Source organism: Psychrobacter sp. GW64-MNA-CIBAN-0177 (assembly GCF_040309585.1).
GTDB lineage: Bacteria > Pseudomonadota > Gammaproteobacteria > Pseudomonadales > Moraxellaceae > Psychrobacter > Psychrobacter okhotskensis.
This window is the reverse complement of the sequence record NZ_JBEOOY010000063.1, coordinates 1-544: the sequence shown is the minus strand read 5'-3', so window position 1 is coordinate 544 and position 544 is coordinate 1. Positions and strand designations below refer to the sequence as shown.

The 544-nt window shown below is 46.5% G+C and carries 1 protein-coding gene; it reads right to left on the bottom strand.

The window, feature by feature from the left end:
- On the bottom strand, nucleotides 1-544 hold a 544-nt coding region (locus tag AAEY79_RS14180), incomplete at both ends, for an IS3 family transposase (protein WP_352288864.1).

The window sequence follows — 544 nt, the reverse complement described above, 5'->3', positions numbered from 1 at the left end:
GGGTGACACATAACCAATCGTACTATGCAGTCGTGTTTTGTTAAACCAGTCTACCCATTCAAGGGTTGCTAATTCAACATCATTCACGCCATGCCATTGTTCTTTTAGATATTCAATCACCTCAGACTTATAAAGCCCGTTGACCGTTTCAGCCAATGCATTGTCGTATGAGTCACCAGTCGTGCCCACAGAGGCAATAACACCGCTGTCAGCCATTTTATCAGTATAGCGGATGGATAAGTACTGAACCCCTCGATCGCTATGATGAATGACGTTTTTAGGGTTATTCCTGTCTGCTATCGCTTGATTTAACGCCGCCATCACCATATCCGTGTTCATGCGATTAGAGACTTTCCAGCCCACAATAGCGCGGGCAAACACATCAATAATAAAAGCGGTATAGACCCAGCCGCTTGTTGTCTTGATATAGGTAAAGTCCGCCACCCATAGCTGGTTAGGGCGGTGGGCATTAAAGTTGCGATTGACCAAGTCGTCAGCGCGCTTTTGATCGTCACGGCTGTTGGTGGTAATCTTACCCTTACCG